Here is an 18,413-nt window from a genome sequence, read left to right on the forward strand (position 1 = left end):
AGCCGCGTCCGGACCGGTGGCACAGGGGCGGCTCGGCCGCGTCCGGACCGGTCACGCCGGGGCGGCTCCACCTCGTGCGGACCGGTCACGCCGGAGCGGCTCGGCCGCACCCCGCCGGCCGCGTCCGGAGCGGCGCCCGGGTCTGCTCAGCCCTCGCCCGGTACCCGGATCCGCCGGGTCCGCTCGGCGCGGGCGGCCAGCTCGTCGTCGGCGGGGTAGTCGACGCCGGTCAGCGACAGGCCGTGCGGCGGCGCGACGGTGACCTCGGAGGCGCGCAGCTCGCGGCGCAGCAGTCCCGCGGGCCACTCGGCGGGCCTGCGCCCACGGCCGACCTCGAACACCGCGCCGACCAGACTGCGGACCATCGAGTGGCAGAACGCGTCCGCCGAGACCGCCGCGACCAGCACGTCCGGCTCTCCCGGCGCGGGCGCCCAGTCGAAGCGCTGCAGCGCGCGCACGGTCGTCGCGCCCTCGCGGCGCTTGCAGAACGCGGCGAAGTCGTGCTCACCCAGCAGCAGTGCCGAGGCGGCGTTCATCGGCTCCGGGTCCAGCGGGTACGGCCAGGCGACGGTCTCCCGCGCCCGCAGCGGTTCGGCCCCGGACGGGGCCGTCGTGACCCGGTAGCGGTAGTGCCTGCGCAGCGCGGAGAAGCGGGCGTCGAAGGCGTCGGGCACCCGCCCGAGGTCGTGCACCCGCACGTCGGGCGGAAGCAGCCGGTTCAGCCGCCGCAGCAGGCCGTCGACCTGCGGTGCGAGCGTCTCCGGGAGGTCGACGTGGCAGACCTGGCCGGAGGCGTGCACCCCGGCGTCGGTGCGCCCGGCGACGGTCAGTCGCAGCGGGGTGCGCAGCACGGTCGACAGGGCCCCGGTGAGCACGCCCTGCACGGTGCGCCGGGTCGGCTGCTGGGCCCATCCGGAGAAGTCGGTGCCGTCGTAGGCGACGTCGAGCCGCAGCCGCACGGTGCCGGCCCCCGGGTCGGGGGCACCGGAAACGCCGACGAGCCCGCCGTCGGTGACGGCGGGCTCGTCGGTGTGGTGCGGTCGGCTCAGGAGCCGGACTCCTTCTTGCCCGTGGAGTCCTCGGCGGCCTCGGACGCCTCGTCGGCGGCCTCCTCCGCGGCGGCAGCGGCGTCGACGGCCTTGTCGGCGGCCTCGGAACCCGGGGCCACCTCCTCGGCCTCGACCGCGGCGTCGACCGCCTTCTCGGCGGCCTCCTGTGCCTGGTCGGCGGCGGTGACCTCGGCCTCGGTGGCCTCGGTCGACTCGACCGTGGTGTCCTCGTCCGCGGCGGCCGGCGCAGCGACCGCGGCCTGGGACGCGGCCGAACGACGGGCACGGTTCGCCTCGTCGGTGACCGTCTTCTGCTGGACCAGCTCGATGACCGCCATCGGGGCGTTGTCGCCCTTGCGCGGCATCGTCTTGGTGATCCGGGTGTAGCCACCGTTGCGGTCCGCGAAGAACGGGCCGATCTCGGTGACGAGGCGGTGCACGACCGACTTGTCGCGGATCACCTTCATGATCTCGCGCCGGTTGTGCAGGTCGCCGGCCTTGGCCTTGGTGATCAGCCGCTCCGCGTACGGACGCAGCCGCCGGGCCTTGGCCTCGGTGGTGGTGATCCGGCCGTGTTCGAACAGCGAGGTCGCCAGGTTGGCCAGGATCAGCCGCTGGTGCGCGGGCGACCCGCCGAGGCGGGCACCCTTGGTGGGCTGGGGCATGGCTACAACTGCTCCGTTTCTGCGTAGTCCTGACCGTCGTCACCGAAGGTGTCCGGGTCGAACCCGCTCCCACCGTCGACGCCGTAGTCGCTCGCCGCCGCCGACGGGTCGAACCCGGGCGGGCTGTCCTTGAGGGCCAGGCCGAGACCGACGAGCTTCATCTTGACCTCGTCGATCGACTTGGCGCCGAAGTTGCGGATGTCGAGCAGGTCCGCCTCGCTGCGGCCGACGAGTTCGCCGACCGTGTGGATGCCCTCGCGCTTGAGGCAGTTGTAGGACCGGACCGTGAGGTCCAGCTCCTCGATCGGCATCGCGAACGCCGCGATGGTGTCCGCCTCCTGCGGGGAGGGGCCGATCTCGATGCCCTCGGCGTCCACGTTCAGCTCGCGGGCCAGGCCGAACAGCTCGACCAGGGTCTTGCCGGCCGAGGCCAGCGCGTCCCGCGGGGTGATGGACGGCTTCGACTCGACGTCGAGGATGAGCTTGTCGAAGTCGGTGCGCTGCTCGACTCGCGTGGCCTCGACCTTGTAGGTCACCTTCAGCACCGGCGAGTAGATCGAGTCGACCGGGATACGGCCGATCTCGGCACCGGTGGCCTTGTTCTGCATCGCCGGGACGTACCCGCGACCGCGCTCGACGACGAGCTCGACCTCGAGCCGGCCCTTGTCGTTGAGCGAGGCGATGTGCAGGTCCGGGTTGTGCACGGTGACACCCGCGGGCGGGACGATGTCCCCCGCGGTGACCGCACCCGGGCCCTGCTTGCGCAGGTACATCGTCACCGGCTCGTCCTCCTCGGAGCTCACCACGAGCTCCTTGAGGTTGAGGATGATGTCGGTGACGTCCTCCTTGACCCCCGGCACGGTGGTGAACTCGTGCAGGACGCCGTCGATCCGGATGGACGTGACGGCGGCACCGGGGATCGACGACAGCAGCGTCCGGCGCAGGGAGTTACCGAGGGTGTAACCGAAGCCCGGCTCCAGCGGCTCGATGACGAACCGCGACCGGGTCTCGGTGACGACGTCCTCGGCCAGTGAGGGTCGCTGAGAGATCAGCATGGGTGTGTGCCTCCTTCGCACCTGCGACAACCGCTATTTGATGTCGCAGTGAGAACCGCCGCCCCTCCCTGCGGGGCGACGGCGTGTCGAGCTACTTCGAGTAGAACTCGACGATGAGCTGCTCGGTGACCTGGGTGTCGATCTGAGCGCGCTCGGGCAGCTGGTGGACCAGGATCCGCAGGGTCGACGGGACGACCTGCAGCCACGCCGGGACCGGGCGGTCGCCCTGGGTCTCCTTGGCGATGACGAACGGGTCGGTGTTCCGCGACTTGTCCTTGACGTCGATGATGTCGTAGCGCGACACCCGGTAGCTGGGGATGTCGACCTTCTTCCCGTTGACCAGGAAGTGGCCGTGGTTCACCAGCTGACGGGCCATGCGCCGGGTGCGGGCGAGGCCCGCGCGGTACACGACGTTGTCGAGGCGCGACTCGAGGATCTGCAGCAGCTCGTCGCCGGTCTTGCCCTCCCGGCGGTGCGCCTCCTCGTAGTAGGCGCGGAGCTGCTTCTCCTGCAGGCCGTAGCCGAAGCGGGCCTTCTGCTTCTCCTGCAGCTGCAGGAGGTACTCGGTCTCCTTGATCCGGATCCGGCCGTGCTGGCCGGGCGGGTAGGGACGACGCTCGAACGCCTGGTCGCCGCCGACGAGGTCGGTCTTCAGTCGGCGGGACTTGCGGGTCATGGGGCCGGTGTAGCGAGCCATGGTGGTTCTCCCTTCCCCTAGACCCGGCGCCGCTTGGGCGGACGGCAGCCGTTGTGCGGCTGCGGGGTCACGTCGGAAATGGTGCCGACCTCGAGGCCGGCTGCCTGCAGCGAGCGGATCGCCGTCTCGCGGCCCGAGCCCGGGCCCTTGACGAAGACGTCGCACTTCTTCATGCCGTGGTCCATCGCCTTGCGGGCGGCGTTCTCGGCGGCCAGCTGCGCGGCGAACGGCGTCGACTTGCGCGAACCCTTGAGGCCGACGTGCCCGGACGAGGCCCAGGCGATGACGGCACCGGTCGGGTCGGTGATCGACACGATCGTGTTGTTGAACGTGGACTTGATGTGGGCGTGACCGTGCGCGACGTTCTTCTTCTCGCGACGGCGGACCTTCTTGGGTCCGGCACCCTGACGTGCGCGGGGCGGCATTACTTCTTACCTGCCTTCTTCTTACCGGCGACGGTCTTCTTCGGGCCCTTGCGGCCGCGCGCGTTGGTCTTCGTGCGCTGGCCGCGGACCGGAAGGCCGCGACGGTGACGGATGCCCTGGTACGAACCGATCTCGATCTTCCGGCGGATGTCCGCCTGGATCTCACGGCGCAGGTCGCCCTCGACCTGCAGGTTCGCCTCGATGTACTCGCGGAGCTTGCTGACGTCCTCGTCGGTCAGGTCCTTCGACCGGAGGTCGGGGCTCAGCGCCGTGGCCTCGAGGATCTCCTTGGACCGGGTCCGTCCGACCCCGAAGATGTAGGTGAGCGCGATCTCCAACCGCTTGTCGCGGGGGAGGTCGACGCCGGCAACACGTGCCATGCGGCGTTGTCTCCTTGTTGTCGTCCCAGGTCTTCCCGATGCCCGTCCCGTTCCGCCGCTGAGCTGAACGGGCCCCGGCCTGGTTCCGGGGGTACTACCGGGCCCGTGTGGCCCGGCAGGTGCATCGGGGGCTTCTGCTGCGCGATCAGAGGATCGCGACCGGTACCGCTCTGCTCAGCCCTGGCGCTGCTTGTGGCGCAGGTTCGAGCAGATCACGATGATCCGGCCGTGACGGCGGATCACCTGGCACTTGTCGCAGATCTTCTTGACGCTCGGCTTGACCTTCACGTCGTCTGCCTCTGTGTGTCGTTCTTGTGGGTCTCGCGACCGACCGTGGTGGAGCTGGTCGTCACTTGTAGCGGTAGACGATGCGGCCGCGGCTGAGGTCGTAGGGCGACAGCTCGACGACCACCCGGTCCTCCGGAAGGATCCGGATGTAGTGCTGGCGCATCTTCCCGCTGATGTGCGCGAGAACCCGGTGGCCGTTCTCCAGCTCCACCCGGAACATCGCGTTCGGCAGGGGTTCGACGACCCGGCCCTCGACCTCGATCGCCCCGTCCTTCTTGGCCATGTCCTCCGCTATCCGTGACAGGTGTCGGTTGCCCCGGTCGACAGCGGTGCCGACGACCGGTTCGGCGCGCGGACGGAGCCGGACCGGGAACACTGTGGGATACACGGGGCACACGGAGCGGACGTCACAGGACGCGCCGAGGGTCCAGTGTACGGAGGCCGTGCCGGGCCGGTGCAGGCGGGGGTGACGGGCGTGATACCACGCCCGCCTCCGACGGTAACGGAACGACCCGCCCACGGACCAGCACCGGCCGCGACGAGTCGTGCGCGGCACCCGGGAGGCGGGCACCGCGCACGACGGGGCAGGAGCGGACGGCGCGGGTCAGGCCCCGGGCCGGTCCGGCGCGCCGGCGGGCGCGGTGAGCAGCCACGGTCCGTCCTCGGTGACGGCGACGGTGTGCTCCCAGTGCACGGCCCGGCCGCCCGCCGCGGTGACGACCGTCCAGCCGTCCTCCAGCTCGAGGGTGTCCGGGTCCCCCGCGACGAGCATCGGCTCGACGGCCAGGGCCATGCCCGGGCGCAGCCGCGGACCCTTGCCCGGCTCACCGTGGTTGGGCAGGAACGGGTCCATGTGCATCGAGGTGCCGATGCCGTGGCCGCCGTACTCGGCGACGATCCCGTAGTCGGCGCGGTCGGCCAGCGCGGCGGACCGGCACGCCTCCTGGATAGCGTAGGAGACGTCGGTCAGCCGCGCCCCGTCGCGGACGGCGAGGATCCCCGCCTCCATCGCGCCGCGGCAGGCGGCCGACAGGGCGAGGCCCTCCGGCGACACGTCCCCGACGGCGATGGTCACCGCGGAGTCGCCGTGCCAGCCCTCGACGATCGCGCCGCAGTCCACCGAGATCAGGTCACCCTCGGCGAGCACCTGCTTCGGCGACGGGATGCCGTGCACGATCTGCTCGTTCACCGAGGCGCAGATGCTCGCCGGGAAGCCGTGGTAACCGAGGAACGAGGGCACGCCGTTGCCGTCGCGGATCGTCTGCTCGGCGAGCGCGTCGAGCTCCGCCGTGCTGACACCGGGCTTCGCGTGCTCGGTGACCGCGGCCAGCGTGGCCGCGACCAGCGCTCCCGCCACCCGCATCGCCTCGAGCTGACCACGGGTCTTGAGCTCGATGTCCCGACCCCGGTAGCGGGCGATGGCCCCGCGGATGCCGCCGCGACCGTTCATGTGTCCGTCCCTCGGTTCCCCGCCGTGACGCCGGCAGTGCCGGCGCCGACCGGGTCTCAGCCGTTGCGGTCGTGCAGCGCCGAGAAGACCCGGTCGGTGATCTCGTCGATCTCGCCGACGGCGTCGATCGTGACCAGCCGGTCACGGTAGTGGTCCAGCAGCGGAGCGGTCTCCTCGCGGTAGACCCGCTGCCGGTTGCGGATGGTGTCCTCGTTGTCGTCGCTGCGGCCGCGGCCGAGCAGCCGCTGCACGACGACCTCGTCGTCGACGTCGAGCTGGACGACGGCATCGAGCTCCAGGCCCTTCTCGGCCAGGATCTCGGAGAGGGAGCCCGCCTGGGCCACGTTGCGCGGGAAGCCGTCGAGGATGAAGCCGCCTCCCGTGTCGGCGTCGCCGAGCCGGTCGCGCACCATCCCGACGGTCACCTCGTCGGGGACGAGGTCCCCGGCGTCCATGTAGCGCTTCGCCTCGCGACCGAGATCGGTCTCGTCCCGCAGGTTCGCCCGGAACAGATCCCCGGTCGAGATGTGCGGGACGTCGAGCCGCTTGGCCATCAGCTCAGCCTGGGTCCCCTTGCCGGCACCGGGCGGTCCCACCAGAACGAGTCGCACGAGAACCCGACCTCCTGAAGTCTTGTCGTCCATGGCGCCGGCGTCCTCGCCGGCACACGATGCCCGAGGCACCACGATCGGGGTTGGGCCCCGCACCGGGTTCCGTCTCGGCCACGTTGCGGCGAGCCTAACGCAGGAAACCCTCGTAGTTCCGCTGCATGAGCTGGCTCTCGATCTGCTTCAGGGTGTCGAGGCCCACGGTGACCATGATCAGCACGGCTGTGCCGCCGAACGGGAAGTTCTGGTTCTGGCCACTGCCGGTGATCCCGAGGAAGAAGTTCGGGAGCACCGCGATGAGGCCGAGGTAGAGCGATCCCGGCAGCGTGATGCGGCTGAGCACGAAGTTCAGGTACTCCGCGGTGGGCCGACCCGGGCGGATGCCCGGGATGAAGCCGCCGTACTTCTTCATGTCCTCGGCACGCTCGTCGGGGTTGAACGTGATGCCGACGTAGAAGTACGTGAAGAAGATGATCAGTGCTACGTACAACACGATGTGCACGGGATTGGACTGATCGACGAGATAGGTTTGGACGAACTGCTGGAACCAGCCGCCGTCGTTCCCGGCGAGCCGGGCGACGAGGTCGGGCAGGTAGAGCAGCGAGCTACCGAAGATGACCGGCACGACACCGGCCTGGTTGACCTTGAGCGGCAGGTAGGTCGAGGTGCCGCCGTACATCCGGCGTCCGACCATGCGCTTGGCGTACTGCACCGGGATGCGGCGCTGCCCGTTCTCCACGAAAACGACGCTGGCGATGATCGCGAGACCGAAGACGCAGACGCCGGCGAAGACCAGGCCGCCGGAGTTCTCCAGGATCAGCCGGCCCTCGGCGGGGATGCGGTGCGCGATCGAGGCGAAGATCAGCAGCGACATGCCGTTGCCGATGCCGCGCTCGGTGACCTGCTCGCCCAGCCACATCACCAGCGTGGTCCCGGCGACCATGACGATCACGATGACGATCAGGGTGAAGACCGACGAGTCCGGGATGATCGGCAGCGCGCAGCCCTGGAACAGCTGACCGCGCTCGGCCAGCGCCACGAAGCCGGTGGCCTGCAGCACCGCGATGCCGATCGTCAGGTACCGCGTGTACTGCGTGAGCTTGGCCTGGCCGGACTGGCCTTCCTTCTTCAGCTGCTCGAACCGCGGGATGACGACCTGCAGCAGCTGCACGATGATGCTCGCGGTGATGTAGGGCATGATGCCCAGCGCGAAGATCGACAGCTGGAGCAGTGCCCCACCGGAGAACAGGTTGATCAGGGAGTAGACGCTGGCGTTGTCGCCACCCTCGACCTGACGGACACATTCCTGGATGTTGGGGTACGACACCCCCGGCGAGGGGATGTTCGCCCCGAGCCGGTACACCGCCACGATCGCCAGCGTGAAGAGGATCTTCTTGCGGAGATCCGGCGTGGTCAGGGCCGCCCGGACTGCGCTGAGCACTCGGTGATCCTCCTACGACGTCGGCGGCCCGACACCGCCTGCGCCGGCCCCTGAGGGGTCGGCCGGGTTGGTCGACGCGCGTTCCGCGCCTCGCGGGACACCCGGGCCGGTGTGTACCGGCGGGGGCTGCGCGCCTCGAGGCGCGCCAGGTAATCGGTGGACACTCGGTCCGGACGTGACTGTAACAGCGGCCCGGAAACGCCTCAGCGCCGCCCACGGGCCCGGTCCACCTGGGGTGGAGCGGGCGCCACGGACGGCGCCGGGGGGACGTGCGGTGGGGCCTACAGCTCGGAGACCGAGCCGCCGGCCGCCGAGATCTTCTCGCGCGCGGACGCGGAGAACTTGTGGGCCTTCACGGTCAGGGCGACGCCCGAGAGCTCGCCCTCGCCGAGGACCTTCACGAGCTGGTTCTTGCGAACCGCGCCCGCCTCGACCAGCTCGGCCGGGCCGACCTCGCCACCCTTCGGGAACAGGGCGGCCAGCTCACCGACGTTGACGACCTGGTACTCGACCTTGAAGCGGTTCTTGAAGCCCTTGAGCTTCGGGAGCCGCATGTGCAGCGGCATCTGCCCGCCCTCGAAGCGCGGGGACACCGTCTTGCGGGCCTTGGTGCCCTTGGTACCGCGACCGGCGGTCTTGCCCTTGGAGCCCTCACCGCGACCCACACGGGTCCGCGCCTTCTTCGAGCCCGGGGCCGGCCGCAGGTCGTGGAGCTTGATGACGGAGTTCTCGTTCTCGCTCACGACTGCACCTCCTCCACGGTCACGAGGTGGCGCACGGTGTGGACGTAACCGCGGGTCTGCGGGTCCGCCTCACGCACCACCGACTGCCGGATCTTGCGCAGGCCGAGCGAGCGCAGCGTGTCGCGCTGGTTCTGCTTGCAGCCGATCCGGCTCTTCACCTGGGTGATCTTCCACGTGGCCATGTCGCTCACACCTTCGCCGCGTCGGCCTCGGCGCGCTGGCGCATCATGCTCGCCGGGGCGACGTCCTCCAGCGGCAGGCCGCGGCGGGCCGCGACCTCCTCCGGACGCTGCACCGACTTCAGCGCCGCCACCGTGGCGTGCACGATGTTGATGGCGTTGTCGGAGCCGAGGGACTTGGACAGGATGTCCGAGATCCCCGCGCACTCCAGCACCGCGCGGACCGGGCCGCCGGCGATGACACCGGTACCCGGGGAGGCCGGGCGCAGCATGACGACGCCGGCGGCGGCCTCACCCTGCACGCGGTGCACGATCGTGCCGCCGATGCGGGGGACGCGGAAGAAGTTCTTCTTCGCCTCCTCCACGCCCTTGGCGATCGCGGCCGGCACCTCCTTGGCCTTGCCGTAGCCGACGCCCACCAGGCCGTCACCGTCGCCGACGATCATCAGCGCGGTGAAGCTGAACCGGCGGCCGCCCTTGACGACCTTGGCCACGCGGTTGATCGTGACCAGCCGCTCGATGTACGGGGTCTTGTCCTGGGCCGCCCCGCCACGGCCACCGTCCCGGCGGTCCCGGTTGTTGCGGTTGTCGTTCCCACCGCTGCCGCCCGGGGCTCCGCCGTCACGCCGCGTACGTCCCGGCATCAGACAGTCCCTCCTGTTTCACAGCTCTTCTTCGACCGGATCATCAGAACTCCAGGCCCCCCTCGCGGGCGGCGTCGGCCAGGGCGGCGATGCGGCCGTGGTAGGCCAGCCCGCCGCGGTCGAACACGACCGTGGAGATGCCCGCCTCCTTGGCCCGGGCGGCGATGAGCTCGCCGACCTTGGCCGCCTTGGCCTTCTTGTCGCCCTCGACGCCACGCACCTCGGCGTCCAGCGAGGAGGCGAAGGCCAGCGTGTGGCCCGCCAGGTCGTCGATCAGCTGGACGGTGATGTGCCGCGAGGAGCGGTTGACCGCCAGCCGCGGACGCACCGGCGTCCCGGAGATCTTCTTCCGGAGCCGGGCGTGCCGGCGGATGCGCGAGTCGCGGCGCTTGCGCGCCACCTGGGACGCCATCCGGCGGCGGGCGGAACCCGACACCGTCTCGTTCGTCTCGGCCATCACTTACCCGTCTTTCCGACCTTGCGGCGGACCTGCTCGCCGGCGTACCGCACACCCTTGCCCTTGTACGGGTCGGGGCGGCGCAGCTTCCGGATGTTGGCAGCGGTCTCGCCGACCAGCTGCTTGTCGATGCCGGAGACCGAGAACCGGGTCGGCGACTCGACCGCGAAGGTGATGCCCTCCGCCGGCTCGATGACGACCGGGTGCGAGAAGCCCAGGGCGAACTCGAGGTTCTGCCCCTTCAGCTGCACGCGGTAACCCACGCCGTGGATCTCCAGCTTCTTCTCGTAGCCGGCGCTGACGCCGACCACGATGTTGTTGACGAGGGAGCGGGTCAGGCCGTGGTAGGCCCGCACCTCACGCTCCTCGTTCGGGCGCTTCACCAGCACCGTGCCGTCGTCGTCACGCTCGATCGTGATCGGCTCGACAGCGGTGTGCGACAGGGTGCCCTTGGGGCCCTTCGCGGTGACCGTGCGGCCGTCGATGGTGATCTCCACGCCCGACGGGACGGTGATGGGCAGCTTTCCGATGCGCGACATCGTTCGTTACCCCTCTCTCACCAGACGTAGGCGAGGACTTCCCCGCCCACGCCGCTCCGGTAGGCCTGCTGGTCGGTCATCAGACCCTGAGAGGTCGAGATGATCGCGATGCCGAGGCCACCCAGGACCCGCGGCAGGTTCGTCGACTTCGCGTACACACGCAGACCGGGCTTGGACACCCGGCGCAGACCGGCGACGCTGCGCTCGCGGTTGCGGCCGTACTTCAGCTCGACGACCAGGGACTTGCCGACCTCGGCGTCCTCGGTGTGGTGCGCCGCGATGTAGCCCTCCTTCTGAAGGATCTCCGCAATGGCGACCTTCAGCTTCGAGTGGGGCATCACGACGCGGTCGTGGTAGGCCGAGTTCGCGTTCCGCAGACGGGTCAACATGTCTGCGATCGGATCGGTCATCGTCATGGTGTCTGTCTCTTTCCCGCCGTGGTTCCTCGTACCGGCGCGGCGCCCCTGTGCGGGGCGCCGCACCGGTGCGGGCCTGCGGCGATCGGATCCGCTGCCCCACGGATGCGGGGCGGTCGGATCACCAGCTGGACTTGCTCACACCCGGCAGCTCGCCGGCGTGCGCCATGTCTCGCAGGCACACGCGGCAGAGGCCGAACTTGCGGAACACGGCACGCGGCCGGCCGCACTTGTTGCAGCGGGTGTACCCCCGCACGGCGAACTTCGGCTTCGCGTTCGCCTTGTTGATGAGCGCCTTCTTCGCCATTCGCTCAGCTCTCCTTGAACGGGAAGCCCAGGTGGCGCAGCAGCGCCCGGCCCTCGGCGTTCGTGGTCGCGGTGGTCACGACCGTGATGTCCATGCCCCGCGGCCGGTCGATGGAGTCCGGGTCGATCTCGTGGAACATCGACTGCTCGTTCAGGCCGAACGTGTAGTTGCCACGCCCGTCGAACTGGTTGCCCTCGAGGCCGCGGAAGTCGCGGATACGGGGCAGCGCGATGGTCAGCAGCCGGTCGAGGAACTCCCACATCCGGTCGTTGCGGAGGGTCACCTTCGCACCGATCGGCATGCCCTCGCGCAGCTTGAACTGCGCGATGGACTTGGTGGCGCGACGCAGCTGCGGCTTCTGGCCGGTGATGGTGGCCAGGTCCCGCAGCGCACCGTCGATCAGCTTCGAGTCGCGGGCGGCGTCACCGACACCCATGTTCACCACGACCTTGGTCAGGCCGGGGATCTGCATGACGTTGGTGTAGCCGAACTCCTCGCGGAGCTTGTCGAGCATCTCGTCGCGGTACCGCTGCTTGAGCCTCGGCACGGTCTTCTCAGCCGTGGTCATCTCAGATCTCCTTCCCGTTGCGCCTGGAGATCCGGACGCGACGGCTGGTGCCGTCCTCGCCCTCGACGGTCTTCTTGCCGATGCGGGTCGGCTTGCCGTCGGAGTCGCACACCATCACGTTCGAGACGTGGATGGCGGCCTCCTGCGTGACGATCCCGCCGCTCTCGGCCCCGCGCTGGTTCTGGCTGATCCGGGTGTGCTTCTTGATCCGGTTCACGCCCTCGACCAGCACGCGCTGACGCTCCGGGTAGGCCGCGATGACCTTGCCCCGGGCACCCTTGTCCTTGCCGGCGATCACCAGAACGGTGTCGCCCTTCTTGACCTTCATCTTCGCCTTCATGTCAGAGCACCTCCGGGGCCAGGGAGATGATCCTCATGAACTTGCGGTCGCGCAGCTCGCGCCCGACCGGGCCGAAGATACGGGTCCCCCGAGGTCCGTTGTCCGCCTTGATCAGCACGGCGGCGTTCTCGTCGAAACGGATGTAGCTGCCGTCGGGACGGCGCTTCTCCTTCTTGGTGCGCACGATGACCGCCTTGACGACGTCACCACGCTTCACGCCGGCGCCGGGGATGGCCTCCTTGACCGTGGCGACGATGACGTCGCCGATCCCGGCGTAGCGCCGCGCGGAGCCGCCCAGCACCCGGATGCACAGGATCTCCTTGGCACCGGTGTTGTCGGCGACGCGCAGCCGCGACTCCTGCTGGATCACTTCGACTCCTACTTGGCCTTCTCGAGGATCTCCACCAGCCGCCAGCGCTTGGTCGCCGACAGCGGACGGGTCTCCATGAGGCGGACACGGTCGCCGATGCCGGCGGTGTTCCCCTCGTCGTGCGCCTTGACCTTGCTGGTCCGGCGGATGACCTTGCCGTACAGGGGGTGCTTCACCCGGTCCTCGAGGGAGACGACGATCGTCTTCTCCATCTTGTCGGACACGACCAGGCCCTCGCGGACCTTGCGCTCCCCGCGCTCTGCGTTGTCACTGCTCTTCTGCGCCGTGCTGTCGTCACTGCTCACGCCGCGCCCTCGCTCTCGGTCGGGGCGGCGGACAGGCCGAGCTCACGCTCACGCATCACGGTGTAGCAGCGCGCGATGTCGTGGCGGACGGCCCGCAGCCGCCGGTTGTTGTCCAGCTGCCCGGTGGCCATCTGGAAGCGGAGGTTGAACAGCTCCTCCTTGGCCTCCCGGACACGCACGACCAGCTCCTCGTCGGAGAGCTCGCGCAGCTCGGCGGCCTTGGTGTTGCCACTGCTCGCCATCAGATGTCACCACCCTCACGGGACACGATCCGGCACTTCATGGGCAGCTTGTGGATCGCACGGGTCAGGGCCTCGTGCGCCACCTCGCGGTTCGGGAAGCTCATCTCGAAGAGCACCCGGCCCGGCTTGACGTTCGTGACCCACTTCTCGGGCGAACCCTTACCGGAACCCATGCGGACCTCGGCCGGCTTCTTGGTCATCGGGATGTCCGGGAAGACGTTGATCCAGATCTTCCCGCCACGACGGATGTGCCGGTTGATCGCGATACGCGCCGACTCGATCTGCCGGTTGGACACGTAGGCCGGCTCCAGCGCCTGGATGCCCCAGTCGCCGAAGGTGACCGCGGTACCACCGCTGGCCATGCCCTTGCGCTTGGGCCGGTGCTGCTTGCGGTGCTTGACCTTGCGTGGGATCAGCATCGGTCAGCTCTCCCCACCGTTGCTCTGGTTCTCACCGGAGGCCGGGGCCTCGGCGGTCGCCGTCGCGGCGCCGCCGGCCTGGCCCGCGCTCTGCGCGGCACGCCCGGCCTCGGTGCTGGTCGCAGTGGTGCCCGAGGCACCGGAACGGCGCCGGGCCGGACGCTCGCGGCGCGGGCCGCGGCCCGGGGCCTCGGCGGCGGCCGGGACGCCCTCACGGCGGCCGCCGACGACGTCGCCCTTGTAGATCCAGACCTTCACGCCGATGCGGCCGAAGGAGGTCCGGGCCTCGAACAGGCCGTAGTCGATGTCGGCACGCAGCGTGTGCAGCGGGACCCGACCCTCGCGGTAGAACTCCGACCGCGACATCTCGGCACCGCCGAGGCGACCCGAGCACTGGACCCGGATGCCCTTGACCTGCGGGCTGCGCATGGCCGACTGGATGGCCTTGCGCATCGCACGCCGGAAGGCGACCCGGTTCGACAGCTGCTCGGCGACACCCTGGGCGACGAGCTGCGCGTCGGACTCGGAGTTCTTGACCTCGAGGATGTTCAGCTGGACCTGCTTCTTGGTCAGCTTCTCGAGGTTGCCCCGGATCCGGTCGGCCTCCGCGCCACGACGGCCGATCACGATGCCCGGACGCGCGGTGTGGATGTCCACCCGCACGCGGTCCCGGGTGCGCTCGATCTCGACCTTGGAGATGCCGGCCCGCTCCATGCCCTTGGAGAGCATGCGGCGGATCTCGACGTCCTCCTTGACGTACTCGGAGTACTGCTTGTCGGCGTACCAGCGCGACTTCCAGTCCGTGGTGATGCCCAGGCGGAAGCCGTGCGGGTTGATCTTCTGCCCCATCAGCGGGCCCTCCCCTTCGCACCACGACGGCCGGCCTGCTGGGTCCTCTTCGGAACCGACTCGACCTCGATGGTGATGTGGCTCGTCCGCTTGCGGATGCGGTACGCACGCCCCTGGGCGCGCGGCCGGATCCGCTTCAGCGTCGGGCCCTCGTCGACCATCGCCACGGCGACCACGAGGGTCTCCGGGTCCAGGTCCAGGTTGTTCTCGGCGTTGGCCGCGGCGCTCGCCACGACCTTCGCGACGGGCTCCGCCGCGGCCTGCGGCGAGAACCGCAGGATCGCCAGCGCCTCGTCGACCGGCAGGCCGCGGACCAGGTCCACGACACGACGGGTCTTCGTCGGCGAGCTGCGGACGAACCGCGCCACGGCGCGCGCACGAGTCGGCTCGAGCGCAGCGCCGGTGGTCTCGGCAGTGGTCTCTGCCATTTCTCCACCTCTCCTAGTCGCTACTCGGGCCGGCTACTAGCGCCGACGCGCCTTGCGGTCGTCCTTGATGTGGCCCCGGAAGGTCCGGGTGGGGGCGAACTCGCCCAGCTTGTGACCGACCATCGAGTCGGACACGAACACCGGGACGTGCTTGCGGCCGTCGTGCACGGCGATGGTGTGACCGATCATGTCCGGGATGATCGTGGACCGACGGGACCACGTGCGGATGACGGTCTTCTTGCCGGACTCGTTGAGGACGTCCACCTTCTTGAGCAGGTGGTCGTCCACGAAGGGGCCCTTCTTCAGGCTGCGCGGCATGTCTTACCTCCCTGCTCAGCGCTTCTTGCCGGTACGACGCCGGCGGACGATCAACTTGTCGGACGGCTTGCTCTTGCGGGTACGGCCCTCGGGCTTGCCCGCCGGGTTCACCGGGTGGCGACCACCGGAGGTCTTGCCCTCACCACCACCGTGCGGGTGGTCCACCGGGTTCATGACGACACCACGGACGGTCGGGCGCTTGCCCTTCCACCGCATACGGCCGGCCTTACCCCAGTTGATGTTGGCGTGCTCCGAGTTACCCACCTCGCCGACGGTGGCGCGGCAGCGCACGTCGACGTAGCGGATCTCGCCGGAGGGCATCCGCAGCTGCGCGTAGGGCCCGTCCTTGGCGACCAGCTGGACGCCGACACCGGCCGAGCGCGCAATCTTGGCGCCGCCACCGGGGCGGAGCTCGATCGCGTGCACCACGGTGCCCGTCGGGATGTTGCGCAGCGGCAGGTTGTTACCCACCTTGATGTCGGCCCGGGGACCGTTCTCGATCTTGTCGCCCTGCTTGAGCTTCGCCGGCGCGATGATGTAGCGCTTCTCGCCGTCGGCGTAGTGCAGCAGTGCGATCCGCGAGGTGCGGTTCGGGTCGTACTCGATGTGCGCGACCTTCGCCGGCACGCCGTCCTTGTCGTTACGACGGAAGTCGATCAGACGGTAGGCGCGCTTGTGTCCGCCACCCTGGTGACGGGTGGTGATCCGCCCGTGCGCGTTGCGGCCGCCCTTGTTGTGCAGCGGGCGCAGCAGCGACTTCTCGGGGGTGTCCCGGGTGATCTCGGCGAAGTCCGACACGCTCGAGCCACGACGGCCCGGGGTGGTCGGCTTGTACTTACGAATGGCCATGGGTCAGCTCGCTCCCTCAGCTCGCCGGGCCACCGAAGACGTCGATCGACTTGCTCTCCTCGGAGAGCGTGACGATCGCGCGCTTGGTGTCCTTGCGCTTGCCGTAGCCGGTGCGGGAGCGCTTGCGCTTGCCCGGGCGGTTCAGCGTGTTCACGCTGGTCACCTTGACCCCGAACACCTTCTCCACGGCGATCTTGATCTGGGTCTTGTTCGCGTCCGGTGCCACGACGAAGGTGTACTGGCGCTCGTCGAGCAGCCCGTAGCTCTTCTCCGAGACGACCGGCGCGAGCAGCACGTCCCGCGGGTCCGTGATCACTTGTCGGCCTCCTCAGCGCGGCGGCCGGCAGCCTTCGGCTTCGCGATCGGGCCGGCCAGGAACTCGTCCAGCGCCGCCTGCGTGAACAGCACGACGTCGTTGACGAGCACGTCGTGGGTGTTCAGCTGGTCGGGCGCGATCAGGTGGACCTGCGGCAGGTTGCGCAGGCTCAGCAGGGCGTTCTCCGCGGAACGCTCGACGACCGCGAGCACCCGGCGGGCGTCGGGCACGACGGCCTCGATCGCCTTGCGGGCGGCCTTGGTCGACGGCGCGTCACCCTCGGAGAAGGCGGACACGACGTGCACGGCGCCGGCGCGGGCCCGGTCGGAGAGGGCGCCACGCAGGGCGGCGGCCTTCATCTTCTTCGGGGTCCGCTGCGAGTAGTCGCGGGGCGTCGGGCCGTGGACGATGCCACCACCGGCGAACTGCGGCGCGCGGATCGAGCCCTGACGGGCGCGACCGGTGCCCTTCTGCCGGTACGGCTTCTTGCCACCGCCGCGGACCTCGCCGCGACCCTTCACGTCGTGCGTGCCCTGACGCGCGGCGTTGAGCTGCGCGGTCACCACCTGGTGCATGAGGGCGATGTTCGCCGTCACGTCGAAGACGTGGTCCGGCAGCTCGACGCTGCCGCCGGCGGAACCCTCGGGGGTCTTGATCTGCACGGTGCTCACTTGCCATCACCCTTCGCGGGGGTCTTCACCACGACGAGGCCACCGCGCGGACCGGGGACGGCGCCCTTGACGAGCAGCAGCCCGCGCTCGGCGTCCACCCGGTGGACCTTCAGGTTCTGCGTGGTCTGGCGGTCGGAACCCATCCGGCCGGCCATCCGCACACCCTTGAACACGCGGCCCGGGGTGGCGCAGCCGCCGATGGAGCCCGGCGAACGGTGCTTGCGCTGCGTGCCGTGCGAGGCGCCCAGGCCCTTGAACCCGTGGCGCTTCATGACACCGGCGAAGCCCTTGCCCTTGGTCACGCCCACCACGTCGACCTCGGCCACCTCGGCGAACGCCTCGACGGTGACCTCCTGGCCGGTGGTGTACTCGGCGGCGTCGGAGGTGCGGAGCTCCAGGACGTGGCGACGGGGGGTGACACCGGCCTTGGCGAAGTGGCCGGACTCCGGCTTGTTCACCTTGCGCGGGTCGATGGCCCCGTAGGCCAGCTGGACGGCGGTGTAGCCGTCGGTCTCCTGCGAGCGCACCTGCGTCACGACGTTCGGTCCGAGCTGGACCACGGTGACCGGCACGATGCGGTTGTTCTCGTCGAACAACTGGGTCATCCCGAGCTTGGTGCCCAGGAGGCCGGTGACCTTCTTCGTCTGCTTGGTGGCAGTCGTCTTCTTGAATGCAGCAGTCATCGTCTCCACCCCGCCGTCACTGAATGTTGACGTCGACGCTCGCCGGCAGGTCGATGCGCATGAGCGCGTCGACCGTCTTGGGCGTCGGGTCGAGGATGTCGATGAGTCGCTTGTGCGTGCGCATCTCGAAGTGCTCGCGCGAGTCCTTGTACTTGTGCGGCGAGCGGATGACGCAGTACACGTTCTTCTCGGTAGGCAGCGGCACGGGGCCGACGACCCGGGCACCGGTACGCGTCACGGTCTCCACGATCTTGCGAGCAGACGCGTCGATTGCCTCGTGGTCATAGGCCTTGAGCCTGATGCGGATCTTCTGTCCCGCCATGGTCGTCGGTCGTCCTCTTCTTCCTGCCGCGGGGGTGTCGCGGTTCGGCCCCGTAAGAACTCGCGCCGTGCTGCCACCGGATGTCCGGCGGGCCGGCTGCGGCCCGTGCTCTGTTCAGGTCTCTGTCGGCCCGGAGTCGCGCGTCCAGTTCCCTGGAGCACTCGTCCTGCCGGGGCTCTCCGGTCCACGAGGTCGGGCGTGTCGCGCCCTACCCGCATGGTTGTGCCCGGGTCACCGCGTCCCACCCCCATCTGGGGCGGGCATGTCGCTCGGAATCTCCCCGGTTTCGCGGCGGACCGCGGAACCGGGGCTGACAACGAACATGGCGCGTGGTACGCGACCCCTGGACTACCGGAGACCGGGAACAGAGGCGGCGCTCTCACGCGCCAT

General features: G+C 69.7%; 32 protein-coding genes. All 32 read right to left on the reverse strand.

All coding sequences use genetic code 11. From position 1 onward, the window contains the following. Nucleotides 1-146: 146 nt before the first annotated feature. The 32 genes from truA to rpsJ all read right to left on the reverse strand — a co-directional run bounded on the left by truA (nt 147) and on the right by rpsJ (nt 18,023). Nucleotides 147-953 carry a tRNA pseudouridine(38-40) synthase TruA gene (truA, locus tag WHI96_RS15415; RefSeq protein ID WP_345651871.1) on the reverse strand — a complete coding sequence of 269 codons (807 nt, stop codon included), beginning with the start codon at nt 951-953 and terminating at the stop codon, nt 147-149. A gap of 92 nt (nt 954-1,045) precedes the next feature. Beyond that, entirely contained in the window at nt 1,046-1,714 is a 669-nt protein-coding gene (gene rplQ, locus WHI96_RS15420; RefSeq protein WP_345651839.1) for a 50S ribosomal protein L17, read from the reverse strand. A 2-nt stretch (nt 1,715-1,716) separates the two neighbouring features. Beyond that, on the reverse strand, nt 1,717-2,769 hold the full coding sequence (locus WHI96_RS15425) for a DNA-directed RNA polymerase subunit alpha (protein ID WP_062397812.1): 1,053 nt from the start codon (nt 2,767-2,769) through the stop codon (nt 1,717-1,719). 91 nt (nt 2,770-2,860) lie between these two features. Beyond that, nucleotides 2,861-3,466: a 30S ribosomal protein S4 gene (gene rpsD / locus WHI96_RS15430; RefSeq protein ID WP_060710555.1), complete on the reverse strand. Its 606-nt coding sequence runs from the start codon at nt 3,464-3,466 to the stop codon at nt 2,861-2,863. Nucleotides 3,467-3,483: 17 nt separating this feature from the next. Further along, complete coding sequence (rpsK, locus tag WHI96_RS15435; RefSeq protein ID WP_020622915.1) at nt 3,484-3,891, reverse strand: 30S ribosomal protein S11; 408 nt, start codon at nt 3,889-3,891, stop codon at nt 3,484-3,486. Continuing rightward, complete coding sequence (gene rpsM, locus WHI96_RS15440; protein ID WP_345651834.1) at nt 3,891-4,271, reverse strand: 30S ribosomal protein S13; 381 nt, start codon at nt 4,269-4,271, stop codon at nt 3,891-3,893. The genes rpsK and rpsM overlap by 1 nt, the downstream gene beginning before the upstream one ends. A 174-nt stretch (nt 4,272-4,445) precedes the next feature. Beyond that, on the reverse strand, nt 4,446-4,559 hold the full coding sequence (gene rpmJ / locus WHI96_RS15445) for a 50S ribosomal protein L36 (protein ID WP_020622917.1): 114 nt from the start codon (nt 4,557-4,559) through the stop codon (nt 4,446-4,448). Between the two features lie 61 nt (nt 4,560-4,620). Next, nucleotides 4,621-4,842: a translation initiation factor IF-1 gene (gene infA, locus WHI96_RS15450; protein WP_010228514.1), complete on the reverse strand. Its 222-nt coding sequence runs from the start codon at nt 4,840-4,842 to the stop codon at nt 4,621-4,623. A 321-nt stretch (nt 4,843-5,163) separates the two neighbouring features. After that, the gene (gene map / locus WHI96_RS15455; protein WP_345651831.1) at nt 5,164-6,009 is read right to left on the reverse strand and encodes a type I methionyl aminopeptidase; all 846 of its coding nucleotides are present in this window, start codon (nt 6,007-6,009) and stop codon (nt 5,164-5,166) included. A 56-nt stretch (nt 6,010-6,065) separates the two neighbouring features. Further along, on the reverse strand, nt 6,066-6,653 hold the full coding sequence (locus tag WHI96_RS15460; RefSeq protein WP_345651828.1) for an adenylate kinase: 588 nt from the start codon (nt 6,651-6,653) through the stop codon (nt 6,066-6,068). 94 nt (nt 6,654-6,747) lie between these two features. Continuing rightward, the gene (gene secY, locus WHI96_RS15465; protein WP_073576464.1) at nt 6,748-8,058 is read right to left on the reverse strand and encodes a preprotein translocase subunit SecY; all 1,311 of its coding nucleotides are present in this window, start codon (nt 8,056-8,058) and stop codon (nt 6,748-6,750) included. A 281-nt stretch (nt 8,059-8,339) separates the two neighbouring features. Continuing rightward, nucleotides 8,340-8,801, reverse strand: coding sequence for a 50S ribosomal protein L15 (rplO, locus tag WHI96_RS15470; protein WP_345651825.1), 462 nt, complete (start codon nt 8,799-8,801; stop codon nt 8,340-8,342). Beyond that, nucleotides 8,798-8,983 (reverse strand): 50S ribosomal protein L30, encoded by a 186-nt coding sequence (rpmD, locus tag WHI96_RS15475; RefSeq protein ID WP_062403786.1) that lies wholly within the window; start codon nt 8,981-8,983, stop codon nt 8,798-8,800. The genes rplO and rpmD overlap by 4 nt, the downstream gene beginning before the upstream one ends. A 5-nt stretch (nt 8,984-8,988) precedes the next feature. Further along, entirely contained in the window at nt 8,989-9,624 is a 636-nt protein-coding gene (gene rpsE, locus WHI96_RS15480) for a 30S ribosomal protein S5 (RefSeq protein WP_062397823.1), read from the reverse strand. 43 nt (nt 9,625-9,667) lie between these two features. Next, complete coding sequence (gene rplR / locus WHI96_RS15485) at nt 9,668-10,081, reverse strand: 50S ribosomal protein L18 (protein ID WP_280118285.1); 414 nt, start codon at nt 10,079-10,081, stop codon at nt 9,668-9,670. Next, the gene (gene rplF, locus WHI96_RS15490; RefSeq protein WP_226353825.1) at nt 10,081-10,620 is read right to left on the reverse strand and encodes a 50S ribosomal protein L6; all 540 of its coding nucleotides are present in this window, start codon (nt 10,618-10,620) and stop codon (nt 10,081-10,083) included. Before rplF ends, rplR begins: the two co-directional genes overlap by 1 nt. Nucleotides 10,621-10,637: 17 nt before the next feature. Beyond that, the gene (rpsH, locus tag WHI96_RS15495) at nt 10,638-11,036 is read right to left on the reverse strand and encodes a 30S ribosomal protein S8 (protein ID WP_062397829.1); all 399 of its coding nucleotides are present in this window, start codon (nt 11,034-11,036) and stop codon (nt 10,638-10,640) included. Between the two features lie 121 nt (nt 11,037-11,157). Then, nucleotides 11,158-11,343: a type Z 30S ribosomal protein S14 gene (locus WHI96_RS15500; protein ID WP_020622927.1), complete on the reverse strand. Its 186-nt coding sequence runs from the start codon at nt 11,341-11,343 to the stop codon at nt 11,158-11,160. A gap of 4 nt (nt 11,344-11,347) precedes the next feature. Next, the gene (gene rplE, locus WHI96_RS15505) at nt 11,348-11,911 is read right to left on the reverse strand and encodes a 50S ribosomal protein L5 (protein ID WP_062397831.1); all 564 of its coding nucleotides are present in this window, start codon (nt 11,909-11,911) and stop codon (nt 11,348-11,350) included. A gap of 1 nt (nt 11,912) precedes the next feature. Beyond that, entirely contained in the window at nt 11,913-12,239 is a 327-nt protein-coding gene (gene rplX / locus WHI96_RS15510) for a 50S ribosomal protein L24 (protein WP_345651868.1), read from the reverse strand. Nucleotides 12,240-12,252: 13 nt separating this feature from the next. Continuing rightward, nucleotides 12,253-12,621, reverse strand: coding sequence for a 50S ribosomal protein L14 (rplN, locus tag WHI96_RS15515; protein ID WP_010228481.1), 369 nt, complete (start codon nt 12,619-12,621; stop codon nt 12,253-12,255). 8 nt (nt 12,622-12,629) lie between these two features. After that, the gene (rpsQ, locus tag WHI96_RS15520; RefSeq protein ID WP_345651813.1) at nt 12,630-12,926 is read right to left on the reverse strand and encodes a 30S ribosomal protein S17; all 297 of its coding nucleotides are present in this window, start codon (nt 12,924-12,926) and stop codon (nt 12,630-12,632) included. Further along, nucleotides 12,923-13,168 carry a 50S ribosomal protein L29 gene (rpmC, locus tag WHI96_RS15525; protein ID WP_020622931.1) on the reverse strand — a complete coding sequence of 82 codons (246 nt, stop codon included), beginning with the start codon at nt 13,166-13,168 and terminating at the stop codon, nt 12,923-12,925. The genes rpsQ and rpmC overlap by 4 nt, the downstream gene beginning before the upstream one ends. After that, nucleotides 13,168-13,587, reverse strand: a complete 420-nt coding sequence (gene rplP, locus WHI96_RS15530) for a 50S ribosomal protein L16 (RefSeq protein ID WP_020622932.1) — start codon at nt 13,585-13,587, stop codon at nt 13,168-13,170. The genes rpmC and rplP overlap by 1 nt, the downstream gene beginning before the upstream one ends. Before the next feature lie 3 nt (nt 13,588-13,590). After that, the gene (rpsC, locus tag WHI96_RS15535; protein ID WP_020622933.1) at nt 13,591-14,436 is read right to left on the reverse strand and encodes a 30S ribosomal protein S3; all 846 of its coding nucleotides are present in this window, start codon (nt 14,434-14,436) and stop codon (nt 13,591-13,593) included. Beyond that, entirely contained in the window at nt 14,436-14,864 is a 429-nt protein-coding gene (gene rplV / locus WHI96_RS15540; RefSeq protein ID WP_345651809.1) for a 50S ribosomal protein L22, read from the reverse strand. The genes rpsC and rplV overlap by 1 nt, the downstream gene beginning before the upstream one ends. Before the next feature lie 36 nt (nt 14,865-14,900). Then, nucleotides 14,901-15,182, reverse strand: a complete 282-nt coding sequence (gene rpsS, locus WHI96_RS15545; RefSeq protein ID WP_062397841.1) for a 30S ribosomal protein S19 — start codon at nt 15,180-15,182, stop codon at nt 14,901-14,903. A 15-nt stretch (nt 15,183-15,197) separates the two neighbouring features. After that, nucleotides 15,198-16,031 carry a 50S ribosomal protein L2 gene (rplB, locus tag WHI96_RS15550; RefSeq protein WP_062397843.1) on the reverse strand — a complete coding sequence of 278 codons (834 nt, stop codon included), beginning with the start codon at nt 16,029-16,031 and terminating at the stop codon, nt 15,198-15,200. Nucleotides 16,032-16,047: 16 nt separating this feature from the next. Then, nucleotides 16,048-16,347: a 50S ribosomal protein L23 gene (gene rplW, locus WHI96_RS15555; RefSeq protein ID WP_062397845.1), complete on the reverse strand. Its 300-nt coding sequence runs from the start codon at nt 16,345-16,347 to the stop codon at nt 16,048-16,050. After that, nucleotides 16,344-17,018: a 50S ribosomal protein L4 gene (rplD, locus tag WHI96_RS15560; RefSeq protein ID WP_226353828.1), complete on the reverse strand. Its 675-nt coding sequence runs from the start codon at nt 17,016-17,018 to the stop codon at nt 16,344-16,346. The genes rplW and rplD overlap by 4 nt, the downstream gene beginning before the upstream one ends. Beyond that, a complete protein-coding gene (gene rplC, locus WHI96_RS15565; protein WP_051050086.1) occupies nt 17,015-17,701 on the reverse strand; it encodes a 50S ribosomal protein L3 in 687 nt (228 codons plus the stop codon). The genes rplD and rplC overlap by 4 nt, the downstream gene beginning before the upstream one ends. A 16-nt stretch (nt 17,702-17,717) precedes the next feature. Next, nucleotides 17,718-18,023, reverse strand: a complete 306-nt coding sequence (gene rpsJ, locus WHI96_RS15570) for a 30S ribosomal protein S10 (protein WP_003938093.1) — start codon at nt 18,021-18,023, stop codon at nt 17,718-17,720. Nucleotides 18,024-18,413: the final 390 nt, after the last annotated feature.

The sequence above is a fragment of the Pseudonocardia tropica genome (assembly GCF_040105315.1).
Classification (GTDB): domain Bacteria; phylum Actinomycetota; class Actinomycetes; order Mycobacteriales; family Pseudonocardiaceae; genus Pseudonocardia; species Pseudonocardia alni.

Bases quoted from the DNA above. Each gene is read 5' to 3' on its own strand.
- rplQ (WP_345651839.1), bottom strand. From the start codon at position 1,714: ATGCCCCAGCCCACCAAGGGTGCCCGCCTCGGCGGGTCGCCCGCGCAC.
- WHI96_RS15425 (WP_062397812.1), bottom strand. From the start codon at position 2,769: ATGCTGATCTCTCAGCGACCCTCACTGGCCGAGGACGTCGTCACCGAG.
- rpsD (WP_060710555.1), bottom strand. From the start codon at position 3,466: ATGGCTCGCTACACCGGCCCCATGACCCGCAAGTCCCGCCGACTGAAG.
- rpsK (WP_020622915.1), bottom strand. From the start codon at position 3,891: ATGCCGCCCCGCGCACGTCAGGGTGCCGGACCCAAGAAGGTCCGCCGT.
- rpsM (WP_345651834.1), bottom strand. From the start codon at position 4,271: ATGGCACGTGTTGCCGGCGTCGACCTCCCCCGCGACAAGCGGTTGGAG.
- infA (WP_010228514.1), bottom strand. From the start codon at position 4,842: ATGGCCAAGAAGGACGGGGCGATCGAGGTCGAGGGCCGGGTCGTCGAA.
- map (WP_345651831.1), bottom strand. From the start codon at position 6,009: ATGAACGGTCGCGGCGGCATCCGCGGGGCCATCGCCCGCTACCGGGGT.
- WHI96_RS15460 (WP_345651828.1), bottom strand. From the start codon at position 6,653: ATGGACGACAAGACTTCAGGAGGTCGGGTTCTCGTGCGACTCGTTCTG.
- rpmD (WP_062403786.1), bottom strand. From the start codon at position 8,983: ATGGCCACGTGGAAGATCACCCAGGTGAAGAGCCGGATCGGCTGCAAG.
- rpsE (WP_062397823.1), bottom strand. From the start codon at position 9,624: ATGCCGGGACGTACGCGGCGTGACGGCGGAGCCCCGGGCGGCAGCGGT.
- rplR (WP_280118285.1), bottom strand. From the start codon at position 10,081: ATGGCCGAGACGAACGAGACGGTGTCGGGTTCCGCCCGCCGCCGGATG.
- rplF (WP_226353825.1), bottom strand. From the start codon at position 10,620: ATGTCGCGCATCGGAAAGCTGCCCATCACCGTCCCGTCGGGCGTGGAG.
- rpsH (WP_062397829.1), bottom strand. From the start codon at position 11,036: ATGACGATGACCGATCCGATCGCAGACATGTTGACCCGTCTGCGGAAC.
- WHI96_RS15500 (WP_020622927.1), bottom strand. From the start codon at position 11,343: ATGGCGAAGAAGGCGCTCATCAACAAGGCGAACGCGAAGCCGAAGTTC.
- rplE (WP_062397831.1), bottom strand. From the start codon at position 11,911: ATGACCACGGCTGAGAAGACCGTGCCGAGGCTCAAGCAGCGGTACCGC.
- rplX (WP_345651868.1), bottom strand. From the start codon at position 12,239: ATGAAGGTCAAGAAGGGCGACACCGTTCTGGTGATCGCCGGCAAGGAC.
- rpmC (WP_020622931.1), bottom strand. From the start codon at position 13,168: ATGGCGAGCAGTGGCAACACCAAGGCCGCCGAGCTGCGCGAGCTCTCC.
- rplP (WP_020622932.1), bottom strand. From the start codon at position 13,587: ATGCTGATCCCACGCAAGGTCAAGCACCGCAAGCAGCACCGGCCCAAG.
- rpsC (WP_020622933.1), bottom strand. From the start codon at position 14,436: ATGGGGCAGAAGATCAACCCGCACGGCTTCCGCCTGGGCATCACCACG.
- rplV (WP_345651809.1), bottom strand. From the start codon at position 14,864: ATGGCAGAGACCACTGCCGAGACCACCGGCGCTGCGCTCGAGCCGACT.
- rpsS (WP_062397841.1), bottom strand. From the start codon at position 15,182: ATGCCGCGCAGCCTGAAGAAGGGCCCCTTCGTGGACGACCACCTGCTC.
- rplB (WP_062397843.1), bottom strand. From the start codon at position 16,031: ATGGCCATTCGTAAGTACAAGCCGACCACCCCGGGCCGTCGTGGCTCG.
- rplC (WP_051050086.1), bottom strand. From the start codon at position 17,701: ATGACTGCTGCATTCAAGAAGACGACTGCCACCAAGCAGACGAAGAAG.
- rpsJ (WP_003938093.1), bottom strand. From the start codon at position 18,023: ATGGCGGGACAGAAGATCCGCATCAGGCTCAAGGCCTATGACCACGAG.